The sequence below is a fragment of the Billgrantia tianxiuensis genome (genome assembly GCF_009834345.1).
Taxonomy (GTDB): domain Bacteria; phylum Pseudomonadota; class Gammaproteobacteria; order Pseudomonadales; family Halomonadaceae; genus Halomonas; species Halomonas tianxiuensis.
Genome location: NZ_CP035042.1, coordinates 368,508 through 385,870 on the forward strand (window position 1 = coordinate 368,508; position 17,363 = coordinate 385,870).

The 17,363-nt window shown below is 61.5% G+C and carries 18 protein-coding genes; 14 read left to right on the forward strand and 4 right to left on the reverse strand.

What is annotated here, in order from left to right:
- Position 1 precedes the first annotated feature (1 nt).
- From dctP to EKK97_RS24195, 5 genes are all read left to right on the forward strand, one after another.
- Positions 2-1,030, forward strand: coding sequence for a TRAP transporter substrate-binding protein DctP (dctP, locus tag EKK97_RS01685; RefSeq protein WP_234286956.1), 1,029 nt, complete (start codon positions 2-4; stop codon positions 1,028-1,030).
- Between the two features lie 80 nt (positions 1,031-1,110).
- A complete protein-coding gene (locus EKK97_RS01690; protein ID WP_159548299.1) occupies positions 1,111-1,617 on the forward strand; it encodes a TRAP transporter small permease in 507 nt (168 codons plus the stop codon).
- A gap of 60 nt (positions 1,618-1,677) precedes the next feature.
- Entirely contained in the window at positions 1,678-2,976 is a 1,299-nt protein-coding gene (locus EKK97_RS01695) for a TRAP transporter large permease (protein ID WP_159548302.1), read from the forward strand.
- 182 nt (positions 2,977-3,158) lie between these two features.
- The gene (locus tag EKK97_RS24190; RefSeq protein ID WP_236551353.1) at positions 3,159-3,728 is read left to right on the forward strand and encodes an Ldh family oxidoreductase; all 570 of its coding nucleotides are present in this window, start codon (positions 3,159-3,161) and stop codon (positions 3,726-3,728) included.
- Entirely contained in the window at positions 3,659-4,153 is a 495-nt protein-coding gene (locus EKK97_RS24195; protein WP_236551354.1) for an Ldh family oxidoreductase, read from the forward strand. Before EKK97_RS24190 ends, EKK97_RS24195 begins: the two co-directional genes overlap by 70 nt.
- A gap of 32 nt (positions 4,154-4,185) precedes the next feature.
- On the opposite strand, the gene EKK97_RS25255 is transcribed toward EKK97_RS24195, so the two are convergent.
- The 3 genes from EKK97_RS25255 to EKK97_RS01710 form a co-directional block, all read right to left on the reverse strand.
- On the reverse strand, positions 4,186-4,638 hold the full coding sequence (locus EKK97_RS25255; protein WP_201296991.1) for a proline racemase family protein: 453 nt from the start codon (positions 4,636-4,638) through the stop codon (positions 4,186-4,188).
- 14 nt (positions 4,639-4,652) lie between these two features.
- Entirely contained in the window at positions 4,653-5,186 is a 534-nt protein-coding gene (locus EKK97_RS25260) for a proline racemase family protein (protein WP_201296992.1), read from the reverse strand.
- A 147-nt stretch (positions 5,187-5,333) separates the two neighbouring features.
- The gene (locus tag EKK97_RS01710; RefSeq protein ID WP_159548305.1) at positions 5,334-7,385 is read right to left on the reverse strand and encodes an NADH:flavin oxidoreductase; all 2,052 of its coding nucleotides are present in this window, start codon (positions 7,383-7,385) and stop codon (positions 5,334-5,336) included.
- Between the two features lie 176 nt (positions 7,386-7,561).
- Here EKK97_RS01710 and EKK97_RS01715 point away from each other — a divergent pair, with 176 nt between their 5' ends.
- From EKK97_RS01715 to EKK97_RS01725, 3 genes are read left to right on the forward strand one after another with little or no spacing between them, the layout of a single operon-like run.
- On the forward strand, positions 7,562-8,356 hold the full coding sequence (locus EKK97_RS01715; protein WP_159548308.1) for a pyrroline-5-carboxylate reductase family protein: 795 nt from the start codon (positions 7,562-7,564) through the stop codon (positions 8,354-8,356).
- Between the two features lie 50 nt (positions 8,357-8,406).
- Positions 8,407-9,168 (forward strand): electron transfer flavoprotein subunit beta/FixA family protein, encoded by a 762-nt coding sequence (locus EKK97_RS01720; protein WP_159548311.1) that lies wholly within the window; start codon positions 8,407-8,409, stop codon positions 9,166-9,168.
- A 41-nt stretch (positions 9,169-9,209) separates the two neighbouring features.
- Positions 9,210-10,148: an electron transfer flavoprotein subunit alpha/FixB family protein gene (locus tag EKK97_RS01725; protein WP_159548314.1), complete on the forward strand. Its 939-nt coding sequence runs from the start codon at positions 9,210-9,212 to the stop codon at positions 10,146-10,148.
- Between the two features lie 7 nt (positions 10,149-10,155).
- On the opposite strand, the gene EKK97_RS01730 is transcribed toward EKK97_RS01725, so the two are convergent.
- Positions 10,156-10,617, reverse strand: a complete 462-nt coding sequence (locus EKK97_RS01730; protein ID WP_159548317.1) for a thioesterase family protein — start codon at positions 10,615-10,617, stop codon at positions 10,156-10,158.
- A 222-nt stretch (positions 10,618-10,839) separates the two neighbouring features.
- Here EKK97_RS01730 and EKK97_RS01735 point away from each other — a divergent pair, with 222 nt between their 5' ends.
- From EKK97_RS01735 to EKK97_RS01760, 6 genes are all read left to right on the forward strand, one after another.
- Positions 10,840-12,423 (forward strand): ABC transporter substrate-binding protein, encoded by a 1,584-nt coding sequence (locus tag EKK97_RS01735; RefSeq protein ID WP_159548320.1) that lies wholly within the window; start codon positions 10,840-10,842, stop codon positions 12,421-12,423.
- A gap of 66 nt (positions 12,424-12,489) precedes the next feature.
- Positions 12,490-13,470: an ABC transporter permease gene (locus EKK97_RS01740; RefSeq protein ID WP_159548323.1), complete on the forward strand. Its 981-nt coding sequence runs from the start codon at positions 12,490-12,492 to the stop codon at positions 13,468-13,470.
- Positions 13,467-14,435: an ABC transporter permease gene (locus EKK97_RS01745; RefSeq protein ID WP_159548326.1), complete on the forward strand. Its 969-nt coding sequence runs from the start codon at positions 13,467-13,469 to the stop codon at positions 14,433-14,435. The genes EKK97_RS01740 and EKK97_RS01745 overlap by 4 nt, the downstream gene beginning before the upstream one ends.
- Positions 14,410-15,516 carry an ABC transporter ATP-binding protein gene (locus tag EKK97_RS01750; protein ID WP_234286948.1) on the forward strand — a complete coding sequence of 369 codons (1,107 nt, stop codon included), beginning with the start codon at positions 14,410-14,412 and terminating at the stop codon, positions 15,514-15,516. Before EKK97_RS01745 ends, EKK97_RS01750 begins: the two co-directional genes overlap by 26 nt.
- On the forward strand, positions 15,506-16,552 hold the full coding sequence (locus EKK97_RS01755) for an ABC transporter ATP-binding protein (protein ID WP_159548329.1): 1,047 nt from the start codon (positions 15,506-15,508) through the stop codon (positions 16,550-16,552). The genes EKK97_RS01750 and EKK97_RS01755 overlap by 11 nt, the downstream gene beginning before the upstream one ends.
- 13 nt (positions 16,553-16,565) lie before the next feature.
- Positions 16,566-17,327, forward strand: coding sequence for a sulfite exporter TauE/SafE family protein (locus tag EKK97_RS01760; RefSeq protein WP_159548332.1), 762 nt, complete (start codon positions 16,566-16,568; stop codon positions 17,325-17,327).
- Positions 17,328-17,363: the final 36 nt, after the last annotated feature.

Genomic DNA, 17,363 nt, shown 5'->3' on the forward strand with positions numbered 1-17,363 from the left:
GATGAAAGTAAAATGCTCAAAGAAAATTTTCACGAGCATGGCTGCAGTCTCTGTTATCGCCGCTCTTGGTTTTTCCGCTTCTACTTGGGCAAGCGATCAGGAGTTAAAGCTTAATATGGTCACTGAGTCGGGTGACCGGGAATCGCCTCAAGGCATGGCGGTCAAAAGGATCTCCGATCTCGTCGCGGAACAGTCTGATGGCAGGATTACCATCAATGTCTTCTATCAGGGAGAGATCGGTGGTCCGCAGGAACTCTTCGATCAGCTGGTCATGGGGAATATCGACCTCTTCCTTGGCTGGCCGCAAACTTCCTACGATGAGCGGCTTGGCGTACTGCAGCTGCCCTACTTGACCTTGGGCTGGGAAGAAGCGCTGGAAGCCTATGGCAAGGATGGTTGGGTATCGGAGGTCATCGGACCCATCCTTTCGGACATCGGCCTGGAGTACCTGGGGCCATTCCCGGAAGGTTTCGGTGGCATTGCCACCAGAAATACTTATGCGACCAGCTATGAAGACGCACGGGGAATCAAACTCCGTTCGCAGCCCATCTTCCCGCTGCCTCAAACCATCCAGGCCATGGGGTTCCAGGCCGTTCCCATCGACTGGTCCGAGGTCTACACCTCCATTCAGACAGGAGTCGTCGATGGTGATTCCAGTAATGTCATTTACTGGGATTATACCTACTTCAATGACCTGCTCGACTACTTCGTCCATTCCAAGCATAACTTCTCATTCTATACTTTCCTGATGAACCAGGATTCCTGGAATGAGCTCGACGAAGAAGATCGCGGTATCATCGCGAATGCCGTGGAAATCGTCGCCAATGAGCAGTTCACGAACGCCAGGGCCGAGGACGAAAAGTGGATCCAGAAGGCCCAGGAAGATGGCATGGAGTATATCGTGCCCTCCGATGAAGAGATGGCCGCTTGGGTCGAACGTGTTCGCGAGACCGTATGGGTCGAGGCGGAGAAGTCTTTGGGAGAGGATGTCATGGCCGCCGTCCGCGAGCATGCCTCAGAACCCAATTAAAAAATAATACCTGCCGGGTGACATGGAGTGGCTTCTGCTGGTGAGGGCCACTCCATGTTCGATACCTTTGGGGTAATACAATGAAAGCTATCATAGAGTTATGTTCCCGTATCGACAATGCACTGGCGGCTGTTATAAACGTGGCCGTTACGGTGTTGGGTTTTTTTATTGCGTTTTCCATGGTGGGTGGCATTGTATTTAGGGCGCTGCTTGGCATACAGGTATTTGGCCTTGAAGAGCTGGTGCTAATGGCCGCCATGTGGTTATACATGCTTGGGGCAGCCTTGGCATCGCGGGAAAGATCTCATCTCAGTGCTGATTTCTTTCAGGCCTTTTCCGATAATGAAGTTCTGCACGATGTAATGAGACTTATCGCCACAGGCCTGTCGTTGGTCATGGCGGTGTTTTTCGTTAACTGGAGCTATAGCCTTTTTTCCTGGGGGTTCGAGAAAGGGCAGGTCACACCTGTGTTCGGTATCCCACAATATTTTTCACAGGTAAGCCTCCTTGTCGCGAGCGTGCTACTGTTGCTCTACGTGCTTCGAGACTTCGTTCATGATGTCAGCAAGATGTTCAGGAAAGCCTGATTTATAGCCCACAAAGGCGTCCCTCCTGAAGAGACTGCCTGACAATAATCGGAGAAACCTATGGGTGCCTTGTTAGCGATAGGTGCGGTCATATTATTAATGGTAATAGGCGTGCCGGTCGTGTTTTCGTTCGCCGCCATGACTCTCGTTCTTTCGTTTGCCTATGATGTCAATATATCATCATTAATGACAACGGGTTTTTGGTCTATCAATTCCATTATATTGCTGGCTCTTCCGTTGTTCATCATGACGGGGTACTTGATGCAGTCAGGTGGCATTGCAGCCAGGCTTTTACGTTTCGTCGAGGCAATCGTCGGCTCATCCCGCAGTGGTATGGGAACCTCAATGGTGATGGCGTGTGGTATCTTCGGTGCCATATCTGGGACAGCGTCGGCGGCAGTAGCCTCGATTGGCACCATCATGATCGATCCAATGGAGAAGCACGGCTACAGCCGACCCTATTCCACTGCCCTGGTCGGGATCTCTTCGCTGCTTGGTCTGCTGATTCCGCCCAGCATCACCATGATTCTATACGCTGTGGTGACTCGGCAGTCCGTTGCGGCCGTATTCCTGGCTACCATCGGTCCGGGCATTTTGCTGATTATATTTCTATGTATAATCAACGCCATCAAGATGCGTAATAATCCTACCTATACCCCTCAAACACTCGCCTTGAGTGACCGTTTTCGTCATATTGGCAGTACAGGTTGGAAAGCCCTTCCCGCCCTGATGCTTCCGGTCATCATCCTGGGTGGGATTTACGGTGGCATCTTCACGCCCACTGAAGCGGCAGCGATCGCTGTCGTCTATGCCATTCCCGTCGGTATGTTCGTCTATCGTGACCTCGACATGAAGACTCTCGCGCGGTGCTTTATCCAGGCCGCCACGACGACTGGCGTCATCATGATAATCCTGCTCTTTTCCTTCGTGGCCAGTCGAATCTTCACCTTCGAGCGAGTGCCACAGCAACTAACGGAACTGCTTCTAGAATTGTTCAAGGACAAGTTGATGATTCTGCTCATGGTCAATATTTTCCTGATCCTGATGGGAATGATCATGGATGACGTGAGTGTCGTGGCCATCCTCAGCCCGTTGCTGCTGCCGGTCATGGAGAGTATCGGTGTTCATCCAGTGCATTTTGCTGCCATCGTGGGTACCAGTGTCGTCATTGGCTGCAATAGCCCTCCCATGGCTCCCATTCTGTTCATGAGTTGCCGAATTGGCCGGGTCGGGATGTCACAGGTCATACGGCCCGCCTTCAGCTTCATGCTGCTGGCTGCCCTGCCTGTGATGCTGATCACCACCTACTGGCCGGCACTGTCACTCTTTCTGCCAAGGCTGTTTGGGTACGTGAGTTAACCGGTTACTGTGGGCGTGTCAGTATTAATTATCGCTCCTTTGTACTGTACCCCGAATGTTGGGATTTAGTGCCCAACGTTCGGGGCGCTTCATACGGTGAGCCGTCTAGGAATTGTAATTAAGTTCACCTTCTGGGGCGGTTCCGAAAAGCCAACATTTAAGAATATGTGGAGTATCTTTCCTTGAGCCAGCAAACACTTTCCACCCATGATGCCGAGGCGTTGGTTGAGCAGGCCTGTCTCGCTGTAGGCGCCAACCCGGCCGCAGCAAGTTCCTTGGCGAAGGCGACAGTTTCAGCGGCACTTTTCGGACATCCTGGCGTCGGATTTCCTCATCTGCTGGATTACCTTTCCGGTTTTCGTGAAGGACGCATTAACACGGAAGCAGAGCCGAAAATTACTTCACCCCTGCCTGCCATCATCCACTCGGATGCGAATGGGGGCATTGCGCAACTCGGCTTCGATTTGGCCATGCCGTCGCTTGTCGAGAACACCAAGAAACTGGGCGTTACGATTTTCACCCAAGGCAACAGCTATACCACCGGTGAATTGGGCTACTATGTTCGCCGTCTTGCCCTGGAGGGCGTGATCGCTCTTGCCGTGTCCAACAGTCCGGCCGTGGTGGTAGGCTCCCCCAGTGGCAAAGTCATTTTCGGTACCAACCCGATGGCGTTTGCCGCCCCTTGGCCGATGTTGATGCACCGCTGGTCATTGACCAGGCATCCAGTGCAACGGCCTTCGTCAACCTGGTAAAAGCGGCGGAAGAGGGTCGAAAGATTCCCGAAGGCTGGGCGATCGACGAAACAGGCAATGTGACCACCGATGCAGCAGCCGGACTGCGTGGCGCACTCTTGGCATTTGGCGGTACGAAAGGTGCTAATGTGGCGCTGATGGTCGAGTGCCTTGCTGCGGGACTATCCGGTGCCTCATGGTCACTCGACATGCCGGATTTCCAGAATGGGGATCAGGTGATCGACGCTGGTTTGACGATCATTGCGATTCAACCCACCGCTATTGACGACCGTTTTTCCACCCGCCTGACCCAGCATCTTGACCGAATCGCCGAACGTGGCGGTACCTACGCGCCCAACCGCCGCCCAGTACGAAGCAGTAGTTCGGATGAGGGGCGCATTAACATCGACGCGGTAGTGCTTGAGAAAATCCGCCGCTTCTTGTAAGCGGCGGATGGTTAGACGGCGGCTCCTTTCACTCAGGCCCAGATGTCCTGCACACAGAATCCTTCTGTGAAAGGGTCGTCGTTATCCAGTACGTACGTATTGATACCGTAAATCCAGCTCGTTCCTGAAATGGTAGGAATGACCGCTTTTCGCGCACCAACTTCCGTTTCCTCGATCAGCCGACCCGTAAACACATTGCCCAGGATTCCCTGGTGGCGAAAGTCTTGATTCAACGGTAGCTCGCCCTTGGCATGAAGGACTGCCATTTTTGCGCATGTTCCCGTCCCGCATGGGCAGCGGTCGATGGCACCTGTCCAGGTGCTGGGCTTATCCCAATCGAAATCACCAGACGCCACTGTCACGACATTCTTCCAGTCTGCGTCTGGACTACTTGCCGGCCCGGAAAGCTGCGAGATCGTAATGCCAATCCTTGGATAGTCAGGATGTTCGACGGGCAATTGTTCAATGGCTGCCTGCCTGATCATGGCCGAAACCCGTGTTATTTCCGCGCCATGCTCGGGGTAAGTTCTATCCAAGGGAACTGGCGGACATCGGCAATGACATAGAACATACCTCCCCATCCTACGTCTACAGTCACCTTGCCCAGATGGGGAACGTCTATTTCCGTGTCGAGATAGGCGGCAAAAGCAGGTACATTCCTGAAAGTGACGTTCTTTACCTTGCCATCCTTGCATTCTGCCCTGATGCGAATGAGCCCGGCCGGTGCCTCGAGAACGAGTTCCGTAACGGGCTCCTGCATCGGCAACATCCCCATCTCGAGCAGTACCGTTGCCACGGAAATAGTGTTGCCACCAGACATGACCGGATATTCGATCTGCTCCATGATGACGTAGCCAGCATCGGCTTCGGGATGGCATGGGGGCACAATGACATTGCAGCAGAGAGGTGGGTAGCCACGGGGCTCACGGAGCATTAACTTGCGCAGTTGGTCATCATTTTCCCGCAACCATACCATTTTCTCATGCACCGTCTTGCCGGGTATGTTGGGAATGCCACCAGTGACGACGCGCATAGGTTCGCCTGCATGCGTATCTATGGCGTGTATGGTTCTCTTGAATGCCATTACTGCCCCCTTTGGACTTGTCGGTAGTGGTATGACGCTTGTAGTTTCAAGCAACCCAGCTTTGAGCCTACATACTTATTTTCCAGCCTTTGCGCATCACAATTCCTTCACCAGCCGCAGGGCGTCGTAGATCGCCGCGTGGGTATTGCGGGACGACACCGCATCGCCGATCCGGAACAGCTGGAAACCATCGCCGGAATGGCGAACGACGGCCTGGGGCCGGCCGACGATCAAGTCCTCGTAGTTGACCTCGCCGCCGTTGCTGGAGTGCGGCTTCAGCTCGAAATAGACGTCGGCCATCGGCGTGATGCCATAGTTGACTACCACCTGGTCGATACGCCGCTCGTAGTTCAGGTCCTGCTTGCCTGCGGGGACGTAGTCGCTGGTGATCCTGGCGAGCAGCTCGCCGCCGTCCCGCTCCACGGATTTCAGCCGATAAGTAGGCGTGAAGGTGACGTTGGGCCGCTGCAGGGAGCGCATGTACGGCACCAGGTTCATGGCCATGATTTCTGCCGAGAAGGTGCGGTCCGGTGTCATGATCTCGAGCTCGGCCCCGGTGGCGGCAATGATCTCCGCGGCCTGCATGGCGGCATGATCGCCGGCATCGTCGAAAAGGAGTACCCGGCTGCCCGGCGGCACGTGGCCCGACAGGATATCCCAGGTGTTGACCACCAGGTCGTGTCCGACAGTGGGCTGGTCTTCCATGGGGTAGCCGCCGGTGGCCACGATCACCACGTCCGGCTTTTCGGCGAGCACGTCCTCGACCTCGGCCCAGACGTTGTAGCGGATCTCGACGCCGAGTGCCTCACAGCGCTCCAGGCGCCAGTCGATGATGCCCATCATCTCGCGGCGCCGCTCGCTCTGCGCCGTGAGGCGCACCTGTCCGCCGGCATTGCTGGCGGCCTCCAGCACCACTACCTCATGGCCCCGTTCGCCGGCGACACGGGCAGCCTCCAGCCCTGCGGGGCCAGCACCGATGATCACCACCCGGCGCTTGTTCGCTGCCTTGGGGATGGTGTGGGGCATGGTGGTCTCGCGCCCGGTGGCGGCGTTGTGAATGCAGTAGGCGGCGCCGCCCTGGTAGATGCGGTCGAGACAGTAATTAGCGCCGACGCAGGGGCGGATCTCCTCCTCGCGGCCCTCGACGATCTTGCGCACGATGTGCGGATCGGCCATGTGGGCACGGGTCATGCCGACCATGTCGACCTTGCCCGAGGCGATGGCATGGCGGGCGGTGGCGACGTCCTGAATCTTGGCGCCGTGGAAGGTGGGGAAATCGACCTGGCGCTTGATCTCCCCGGCGAAGTCGAGGTGCGGGGCGCTGGGCATGCCCTGGATGGGAATCACGTCGGTGAGTCCCGGGTCGGTGTCGATATGCCCGCGCACCACGTTGAGGAAATCGACCAAGCCGCTGTCCTTCAGGCGCTGCGAGATCGCCATGCCGTCGCTGGCCGTGAGCCCGCCTTCCAGCATCTCGTCGCCGGTATAGCGCATACCGACGATGAATTCCTCACCGACCCGCTGGCGAATGGCACGCAGCACGTCGAAGGTGAAGCGCAGGCGGTTGTCGAGATCGCCCCCATACGGGGCCTCAAGAGTGTTGGTCAGCGGCGACCAGAACTGGTCCATCAGGTGGCCATAGGCCATCAGCTCGATGCCGTCGAGGCCGGCAGCGTGCATGCGTTCGGCGGCGTCGGCGTAATCGCTGATCAGGCGCTCGATATCCCAGTCCTCGACCTGCTTGGGGTAGGCGCGGTGGGACGCTTCACGACGATGAGAGGGGGATACCGCCGGCAGCCAGTCGCCCTTGTCCCAACGGGTGCGCCGGCCCAGGTGAGTCAGCTGGATCATTACCGCCGTGCCATGCTCATGGCAGGCGTCGGTGAGTTCCTTCATCCACGGCACCACCTCATCCTTGTAGGCCAGGATGTTGTTGAACACCGGCGGGCTGTCCTTGGCCACCGCCGCGGACCCGGCGGTCATGGTCAGGCCGATGCCGGCCTTGGCCCGCTCGACGTGATAGGCACGATAGAGCGCCTTGGGCATCCCGTCCTCGGGGTAGGCAGGCTCGTGGGAGGTCATCATGAGCCGGTTTTTCAGGGTGAGATGCTTGAGCTGGAAGGGCTGCAACAGCGGGTCGTTGGCCATGGTCGGGTCTCCCTTTTGTTGTGTGCTTGACATTGTCAGCCACGGATGTACACACTCGTCACCTGAATGTACACCAGTGTACATGAGTAGAAAAGACCCTGAGCGTGTTAGCTCATCATGAAGAGACAAGAAACGCCTGGGGCGGGATGTAGGTCTGCACAATAGGAGGTGAAACCATGCCGCAAGACGCTGTTATCGGCATCATCGGTGGGCAGGGGTGGATGGGGCATTCACTGGGTGTGGCTCTGCTGGAGCAGAAGGTGCTGTCTCCAGACCGACTGGTGATCTCCTCGCGCTCCGGCCGTGGCGAGGCCTACCGTGATTGGCCAGAAGTGCGTTGTGTCAAGGACAGCCGTGAGCTGGTCGCCCTGGCGGACATCATCGTGCTCTCCGTGCGTCCGGCGGATCTCGCCGGCCTCGACATCGAAACCGGTGACAAGCTAGTCATCTCACTGCTGGCGATGGCCTCCTTGCAGGAGGTCGCAAGTCAGGTGGGCAGCGATCGGGTGGTGCGCGCCATGCCGAACGCCGCGGCGGAGATCCGTCGAGCTTACCTTCCGTGGTTTGCCTCACCGCAGGTCTCCGATGACGACAAGCGGCTCGTCCAGGCGCTGTTGGCGAGCTGTGGCACGGCGCGTGAGCTTCCCCGCGAGGGCGATCTCGACTACCTGACGGCCTTGAGCGGTGCCGGGCCGGCTTATCCCGCCTTGTTGGCCCAATCGATGCTGGAGCACGCCAGGAGCGCGGGACTCTCCGACGAGATCGCCCGCGAGGCCGTCATGCAGACCCTGGTGGGTGGCAGCCTGCTGCTGGAGAAGTTGGGTACCGACCCTGGCGACATGGTGGAGCGGCTGATTGGCTATGACGGCACCACGGCCAAGGGGCTGAGAACGATGGTGGATGAGGGCATCGGCCAGGCGATTCATCGTGGCCTCGATGCTGCGCATCGGGCCGCGACAGGTTCACGATAGGCTTCGCACCCGAAAAGAAAACAATCGATCAAGAGTCTGGAGAGTATGCAATGAAGATCCTCGTCGCGGTCAAACGCGTCATCGACTACAACGTCAAGATCCGCGTCAAGCCGGATCACTCCGACGTCGACCTCACCAACGTCAAGATGGCCATGAACCCCTTCTGCGAGATCGCCGTGGAAGAGGCGGTGCGGCTGAAGGAGCGCGGGGTGGCGACGGAAGTGGTCGCCGTGACCATCGGCCCCAAGGCCGCCCAGGAGCAGCTGCGCACCGCGCTGGCGCTGGGCGCCGACCGGGCCGTGCATATCGATACGTCAGCCGAGACCGAAGAGCGCGTCGAGTCGCTGGCCGCGGCCAAGCTGCTGGCCAAGGTGGTGGAAGAGGAGCAGCCCGGTCTCGTCATTCTCGGCAAGCAGGCCATCGATACCGACAACAACCAGACCGGCCAGATGCTCGCCGCCCTGGCCGGCCTGCCCCAGGGTACCTTCGCCTCCGAGGTGAAGGTGGACGGTGGCAAGGTCCAGGTGACCCGTGAGGTGGACGGCGGCCTGCAGACCGTCGAGCTGACCCTGCCGGCGGTGATCACCACCGACCTTCGCCTCAACGAGCCGCGCTACGCCAAGCTGCCCGACATCATGAAGGCCAAGAAGAAGCCGCTCGACGTCAAGAGCCCGGCCGATTACGGCGTCGAGGTGGCCAGCAAGCTCACGCTGCTCAAGGTCGAATCGCCGGCCGAGCGCAAGGGCGGCATCAAGGTGGGCTCCGTCGATGAGCTGATCGACAAACTCAAGAACGAAGCCAAAGTGCTGTAACCCCGTTCTTTGAACACCGAGCTTAGAAAGGAGAGACATTCATGAGCATTCTGGTACTCGCCGAACATCACGACGGCCAGCTCGCCGGCGCCACCGCCCACGTGGTCGCGGCGGCCCAGAAAGTGAAAGAGACCATTGGCGGCGACATCGACATCCTGGTCGCTGGCGAGAACGTCTCCGCCGTGGCCGAGGCCGCTGCCAAGCTCGACGGCGTGAGCAAGGTGCGGGTGGCCGACAACGCCGCCTACGCCCACCAGCTGGCCGAACCCCTGGGTGCGCTGCTGGTCGAGCTGGCCGGTGACTATTCCCATCTCCTCGCTGCTGCCTCCACCACCGGCAAGAACGTGCTGCCGCGCGTCGCCGCATTGAAGGACGTCAGCCAGCTCTCCGAGATCGTTGAAGTGGTCGATGCCGACACCTTCAAGCGCCCGATCTATGCCGGCAACGCCATCGCCACGGTCAAGAGTGCCGACAGCCTCAAGGTGATCACCGTGCGCACCACGGCGTTCGATGCGGTGTCAGCCGGCGGTAGCGCCAGCGTCGAGAGCGTCGAGGTCGTGGCCGAGAACACCCAGTCCACCTTCATCAAGCAGGAACTGGCCCAGAGCGATCGCCCCGAGCTGGGCGGTGCGCGGGTGGTCATCTCCGGCGGGCGCGGCATGGGCAGCGGCGAGAACTTCAAGCTGCTCGAAGGTATCGCCGACAAGCTGGGGGCCGCCATTGGCGCCTCACGGGCGGCGGTGGACGCCGGCTTCGTGCCCAACGACATGCAGGTGGGCCAGACCGGCAAGATCGTCGCGCCGGAGCTCTACATCGCCGTGGGCATCTCGGGAGCCATCCAGCACCTGGCCGGCATGAAGGACTCCAAGGTGATCGTGGCGATCAACAAGGACGAGGAGGCACCGATCTTCCAAGTGGCCGATTACGGCCTGGTTGGCGACCTGTTCGAGGTGCTGCCGGAGTTGGAACGCAAGCTGTAATCCCTCCTCAACGCCGCGGGATACCGATCCGTCGCCCGGCCGCCGCAGGCCAGGCGGCGGGCTCGGCCTGGGGCAGGGTGTCGATCTGCTCGGCTATCTCCGGCGGAAAGGGCGCGGGGCGGTGGCTGCTCGTGTCGATGCCCATCAGCATCTGTTCGCTGGTGGCGAGGGTCTCGCCGGCTTCGTCGCTCATGGTGAAGAAGACGTGCAGGCGCTTGGCGTCGCGGTCGAGCAGCAGCACCTCGACAGCCAGCGCCTGCCCCTGGTGGGCCTCGCGCCGGTAGCAGAGGTGGGTCTCCAAGGTGAAGAGGGTGTAGGCGAGACGCTCGCGCCCCTCGGCATCGAGGCCGGTCCGTTCCATTAGCGTATCCACCGCCAGCGAGAACACCCTGGCGTATTCGGCATCGTTCATGTGGCCGTTGTAGTCGACCCACTCCGGTGGGACTCGAGTCGTCAGCAGTAGCGTCATGATGGGTTTCCCCTTGATTCAGTATTTTCGTCTTTTGTCGGCGAAGCGGAACCAACCGAGCAGTTTCCCAAGAATCGGCCTCGATACGGCAAATGCAACTGCCAATAGTCGAAACAGCGCTGAAAAGCATTCCTAAGTTAATTCTGGCTTTCTTGGCTAAGGTATGGGAGAAACCTCTCCAGGGCGCATGCCCATCAAACGCTTGATTGAGGAAATAACAAGATGCTACCTAACAAGACTCTTCTGGCCACCGCCGTGATCGGCGCCATGCTGGCTACTACCGCGAATGCTGAAACCCTGCGCTGGACCCGCTCCGCGGACAGCCTGACCATGGACCCCCACTCCCAGAACGAGGGGCCGACCCACTCGGTCAACCATCAGATCTTCGATACCCTCGTCTATCAGGACATGGACGTCGAGTACCAGCCTGGCCTGGCCACCGAGTGGCACGTGAAGGAAGACGAACCCACCGTCTGGGTCTTCAAGATCCGCGAGGGCGTGACCTTCCATGAAGGCCAGTCGCTGACCGCCGACGACGTGGTGTTCTCCATCGACCGCGCCCGTCGCGAGCCCGCGGACATGCGCGGCCTGCTTACCTCGATTTCCGAGGTGCGTGCCGTGGATGACTACACCGTCGAGATCGAGACCCACGAGCCCAACCCGCTGCTGCCCAACAACTTCACCAACCTGTTCATCATGAGCCGCGAGTGGGCCGAGGAGCACGGGGTGGAAGAGGCGCAGAATTACTCTGCCGGCGAGGAAACCTACGCGGTGCGTAATGCCAACGGTACCGGCCCGTTCCGCGTCGAGAGCCGCGAGCCCGACGTGCGCACCGTGTTCGTACGTAACGACGACTACTGGGGTATCGATCACTACCCGATGGAGATCAGCCGCCTGGTATTCACGCCCATCGAGTCGGCCTCCACCCGCGTGGCGGCGCTGCTCTCCGGCGAGGTCGACTTCCTGCAGGAGACCCCGGTTCAGGACATCGAGCGCCTGGCCAATGCCGACGGTATCAAGAACGAGCAGGGTGCCGAGAACCGCACCATCTTCCTCGGCATGGACGTGGGCTCGGCCCAGCTGCGCACCGCCGATACCGACGACAATCCTTTCGCCGACCGCCGCGTGCGCGAGGCGATCAACCTGGCGGTGGATGCCACCACCATCCAGCGCGCGGTGATGCGCGGCAACTCCCAGCCGGCCGGCATGATCGCGCCGCCCTTCGTCAACGGTTACAGCGAGGAGATGGACGAGGTATTGCCGGCCGACGTCGACCGTGCCCGGGAGCTGATGGAGGAGGCCGGCTACGGCGACGGCTTCCGCGTCACCCTGCACTGCCCCAACGATCGTTACGTCAACGACGAGCAGATCTGCCAGGCGGTGGTCAGCATGCTGGCGCGCATCGGCATCACCGTGGACCTGGTGGCGCAGACCCGCTCGCTGCACTTTGCCGAGCTGGCCCGCGAGGAGTACGACTTCTACCTGCTGGGATGGGGCGTGCCCACCATGGACTCCGAGTACATCTTCAATTACCTCTACCACACCAAGGATGGGAACCACGGCACCTGGAACTTCACCGGCTACTCCGACGAGCGGGTGGACGAGCTGACCGTGGCCATGGGCCAGGAGACGGATGAGGAAGCGCGCAACGAGATGATCCGCGAGGCATGGGAGATCGTGCATGATGAGATCCTCTACATCCCGATCCACCACCAGATGCTGACCTGGTCGATGCGTGACGATATCGACTTCAAGGTGCAGAGCGAGAATACGCCGCACTTCAAATACCTGAAGTTCAACAAGTAAACGTCTCTCGAGACGCGCCCCCGGTGGCCACAAGCCGCCGGGGGCATCGTCGTATTTGGTGATCCCATGCTAGCGTTTCTGATCCAGCGCGTGCTGCAGGCCATCTTCGTGATGTTCGTGGTCGCGCTCATCTCGTTCTCGCTGTTCCACTACGTCGGCGACCCGGTGCTCAACATGCTCGGGCAGGAAGCCACCGAAGCCGACCGCGCCGCACTGCGGGCACAGCTCGGTCTCGACCAGCCGGTGGTGGTGCAGTTCTGGAATTTCATTGTCAATGCCGCTCAGTTCGAGTTCGGCATCTCCTACCGCTCGGCCCGTCCGGTCACCGACCTGATCCTCGAACGGCTGCCCGCCACCCTGGAGCTGGCCATCATCTCGGCGATCTTCGCCGTGGTCATGGGCATCGTGCTGGGCATCTATACGGCGCTACGCCGGCGCAGCTGGCTGGCCAACTTCATCATGACCGCCTCGCTGATCGGCGTGTCGCTGCCCACCTTCCTGATCGGCGTGCTGCTGATCTACATATTCGCCGTGGAGCTCGGCATACTGCCGGCCTTCGGCCGCGGCGAGACGGTGCGCATCGGCAACTGGTGGTCCACCGGGCTACTGACGGCAAGCGGCCTGCGCTCGCTGATCCTTCCGGCGATCACCCTGGGGCTGTTCCAGCTCACGCTGATCATGCGCCTGGTGCGCGCCGAGATGCTCGAGGTGCTGAGCACCGACTACATCAAGTTCGCGCGGGCGCGGGGGCTGTCGAAGCGAGTGGTACATCTGCGCCACGCGCTGAAGAACACCATGATCCCGGTCATTACCATCATCGGCCTGCAGCTCGGCACCATCATCGCTTTTGCGATAATCACCGAGACGGTCTTCCAGTGGCCCGGCGTGGGAGCCCTGTTCATCACCGCCGTGCGTTTCGTCGACGTGCCGGTCATGGCCGCTTACCTGATGATGATCGCGCTGGTGTTCGTGGTCATCAATCTGGTGGTGGATCTGCTCTACTACGCCGTCGACCCACGGCTGCGGGCCCAGGGAGGTGGCAAATGAGCCAGGATATCCAGACCCGGGAGAGTGCCGCGCCGGTGGTTCCCCCCAAGCCGAGCAAGTGGCGTACCTTCCTCGACAGCGATGTCGTCTACTCATGGAAGCGCCAGCCGGTGGTAATACTCGCCACCCTGGTGACGCTGACCATGTTCGCGGCGGCCCTGTTCGCGCCGTGGATCGCGCCGCAGAACCCCTTCGATCCGCGTCAGCTTGAGCTGATCGATGCCTTCACGCCGCCGCTGACGACCTCTGACTTCACCGGCAACTTCTACCTGCTGGGCAGCGACAGCCAGGGCCGCGACGTCTTCTCGGCGATTCTCTACGGCTCGCGCATCTCGCTGCTGGTGGGCTTCGCCGCGGTGATCTTCGCCCTGGTGATGGGCACCGCCCTGGGCCTGTTGGCGGGCTTCCGCGGAGGCTGGCGCGACGCGCTGATCATGCGCATCGCCGACGTACAGCTCACCTTCCCGTCGATCCTGATGGCGCTGTTGATCTTCGGCGTCATTCGCGGCTTCCTGCCGCGCTCGATGCACGCCGAGGTGGCGATTATCGTGCTGATCATTGCCATCGGGCTCTCCGACTGGGTGCAGTATGCCCGTGCGGTGCGCGGCGCCACCATGGTGGAGAAGAGCAAGGAGTACGTGCAGGCAGCGCGGGTGATCGGGCTGCCGGCGCGCAAGATCCTGTTCCAGCACATCCTGCCCAACGTGCTGCGGCCGGTGCTGGTGATCGGCACCATCGGGCTGGCGCTGGCCATCATCGCCGAGGCCACGCTGTCATTCCTGGGGGTCGGCATGCCGGCCACCCAGCCGAGCCTGGGCACCCTTATCCGGGTGGGCCAGGATTACATGTTCTCGGGAGAGTGGTGGATCCTGCTCTTCCCCGGGGCGGCGCTGCTGATGCTGGCGCTCTCCGTCAACTTGCTGGGAGACTGGTTGCGTGATGTCCTCAACCCCAAGCTCCGATAATCAACGCCTGGCTCAGCGCAGCGCTGCTCCGGAGGCGGGTCACGAGCCCGACACCGCAGGGCAGGAGCCGGTCCTTTCCGTACGCCATCTGCGGGTGGAGTTCCCGACCCGCCATGGCACTCTGGTGGCGCTCGATGACGTCTCCTTCGACATCGCTCCCGGCGAAGTGCTGGGCGTGGTAGGCGAGTCCGGGGCCGGCAAGTCGATGACCGGCAACGCCGTGATCCGGCTGCTCGAGCCGCCCGGGCGCATCGCCTCGGGGGAGATTCACCTCTCGGGCAAGCGCATCGATCACCTGCCGGAAGACGAATTCGTGCCGCTGCGCGGCCGTCATATCGGCATGATCTTCCAGGACCCGCTGACCAGCCTCAACCCGCTGTTTTCGATTGGCGACCAACTGGTGGAGACCATCCGCGCGCACCTGCCGATGAGCGAGCGCCAGGCTCGCGAAGAGGCGCTCAAGCTGCTGCGTGAAGTGGGCATTCCCGCTCCCGAGAACCGGCTAGACAGCTACCCGCACCAGTTCTCCGGCGGTATGCGCCAGCGCGTGGTGATCGCCCTGGCGCTGGCGGCGCGCCCCGAGTTCATCATCGCCGACGAACCCACCACGGCGCTGGACGTCTCGGTGCAGGCGCAGATTCTCGCCCTGCTCAAGCGCCTGTGTGCCGACCATGGCACCGCGGTGATGCTGGTCACCCACGACATGGGCGTGATCGCCGAGACTGCCGACCGGGTGGCGGTGATGTACGCCGGCCGGCTGATCGAGATCGGCCCGGTCGACGAGGTGGTGCGCAACCCGCAGCACCCCTACACCAAGGGGCTGATGGCCTCGATTCCCGGCATTACAAAGAAACTCGAGCGCCTCTACCAGATCGAGGGTTCCATGCCGCGGCTGGCGGCGATTCCTTCGGGCTGCGCCTTCAACCCGCGCTGCCCTCATGCCCAGCAGCGCTGTCGTGACGAGAGGCCGGACCTAATGCCGGCAGAGGGCAGCCGGGCGGCCTGCTGGCTGCACGACCCGGTCGACCCGCTGCCGCCGCGGCAGGATGCAGAGGGACGGGAGGTGAGCCATGTGCGCTGATACGGCAGTGAAAAAGACCACGGCGGCGCAGGGCGAGATCCTGCTCGAAGCCCAGGACCTGGCGCGCTATTTCGACGTTTCCAAGCCTTGGCTCAACCGGGTCATCGAGCGCAGCGAACGGCTCACGCTCAAGGCGGTGGACGGTGTGGGCTTCTCCATTCGCCGCGGCGAGACCCTCTCGCTGGTGGGCGAGTCGGGCTGCGGCAAGTCCACCGTGGCGCGGCTGGTGGTGGGGCTCTACGGGCTCACCCGCGGCAGGCTGGTGTTCGACGGCGAGGACATCAGCGACCTGGCCAGCCGTACCGGGCGCCAGGCCGCCAGCGTGCGCAAGCGTTTCCAGATGATCTTCCAGGACCCCTACGCCAGCCTCAACCCGCTGTGGCGGGTGGGCACCATCATCGGCGAGCCACTGCGCTTCTTCCGCCCCGAGATGAGCGCCACCGACCGCCGCCGCCGGGTGGGCGAGCTGCTCGAGCAGGTGGGGATGTCGGCCATGGATGCCAACCGCTACCCGCACGAGTTCTCCGGCGGCCAGCGTCAGCGTATCTCCATCGCCCGGGCACTCGCCAACGAGCCGGAGTTCATGATCTGCGACGAGCCCACCTCGGCGCTGGACGTCTCGGTGCAGGCGCAGATCCTCAACCTGATGCGCGACCTGCAGGACGAATACGGCCTGACGTACCTGTTCATCAGCCACGACATGGCGGTGGTCAAGCACATGTCGGACCGCATCGCAGTGATGTACCTGGGGCGCATCGCCGAGATCGCCCCGGCCGACCAGCTCTTCGAGAACCCCCACCATCCCTACTCGAAGATGCTGCTGGCCGCGGTGCCGTCGCTGGAGGGCGTGGGCAAGGAGCGCAGCGTGATCCAGGGCGAGGTGCCCAACCCGGTGCATCCACCCTCCGGCTGCGCCTTCCATCCGCGCTGCCCTCACGCCAACGCCCGCTGCCAGGCCGAGGTGCCGCGGCTGATCGCGCGCAGCGACGGCAGCGAGGTGGCGTGCCACGGCGTCGAGGAGGGCAGGTTGCCATGAGGCGCACGGCCTGATGCTGGAACTGCTCTCGCCGCTGGCGGCCGGGGTCAACCTGGCCCTGGTGCTGCTTTCCGTGGCGACTTCGGCGCTCTCTGCGGCGGCCGGCATCGGTGGGGGCACGCTGCTGATCATCGCCATGGCCCAGGTGATGCCGGCCACGGCACTGATCCCGGTGCACGGCATGGTCCAGCTCGGCTCCAACGGCGGTCGCGCGGCGATGACCTGGCGTCACGTGCGCCGCGACATCGTCGCGGCCTTCCTTCCCGGGGTGATCGTTGGCGCCGTGGTGGCAGCCTGGTTGCTGATTCGCCTGCCTTACGGCGTGCTGGAGCTGTGTATCGCCGCCTTCGTGCTCTACTCCTGCTGGGGGCCGGGCCTGCCCCAGCGGGCGGTGGGACGCACCGGCACCGTGATCGCCGGTGCGCTTACCACCCTGCTCTCCAGTTTCGTCGGCGCCAGCGGCCCCATGGTGGCCTCGTTCATCAAGCTCGGCATGAGCGAGCGGCTGCCACGGGTGGCCACTTTCGCCACCTGCATGACGCTCCAGCACACCACCAAGGCGTTCATCTTCGGCTTTGCCGGCTTCGTCTTTCGTGACTGGCTGGGGCTGATGCTGGCGATGGTGGTGGCAGGGTTCGTCGGAACCTGGCTGGGCCTGCGCCTGCTGAACCGGGTGACCGATCACCGCTTCGACTTTTTCTTCAAGTGGACGCTGACCCTGCTGGCGCTGCGCCTGATCTGGCTGGGCGTGGCACGGCTGTTGGGTTTAGGCTGAACGTGAAGGGCTGGCCTAATCGGAAAGGAGTCTGCC